This is a genomic window from Myxococcus llanfairpwllgwyngyllgogerychwyrndrobwllllantysiliogogogochensis, assembly GCF_006636215.1.
GTDB classification, from domain to species: domain Bacteria; phylum Myxococcota; class Myxococcia; order Myxococcales; family Myxococcaceae; genus Myxococcus; species Myxococcus llanfairpwllgwyngyllgogerychwyrndrobwllllantysiliogogogochensis.
The window spans coordinates 1-426 of the sequence record NZ_VIFM01000837.1 but is presented as its reverse complement, the minus strand read 5'-3'; the positions used below and the strand labels follow the sequence as shown (position 1 = coordinate 426).

The window sequence follows — 426 nt, the reverse complement described above, 5'->3', positions numbered from 1 at the left end:
GATTGAAGCCAAGCCGGCCCTCTCTCCCGACGAGCTGCTGAAGGCCGTCGTGGCGGGCAAGGCGGTTCCGAAGCCCGAGCCCGTCGCCGCACCTGCGGCAGCGCGATTCGCGATGCCGTCCCTGGCAGGTCCAGAGGTCCGGCGCTACGCGATCGCTGGCACCGCCCTGGCGCTCGGTCTGGTTCTGGGCTTCGCCGCACGTCCCGGCTCCGGCGGCGCGCCGAGCGACGCCGTCCTGGCGCTGAGCACGACCGTCGATGCCGGCCGGACCGAAACCACCCGGCTCGGCGCCGACATCGCCCAGCTCCATCAGGTGCTCGCCGACCTGCGCGCCGCCACCGACACCGCCCGCAAGGAGGCCGGCAGCCGCAGCGGCGCCCTGGGCGAGCGCCTGACCCAGATCGATAAGAACCTGAATGCCAAGAC

1 protein-coding gene is annotated in these 426 nt (G+C 72.8%); it reads left to right on the top strand.

Going from position 1 to position 426, the window contains the following annotated elements:
- Positions 1-426: hypothetical protein (locus FJV41_RS50775; protein ID WP_220138033.1), on the top strand; the 426-nt coding region annotated here is incomplete at both ends.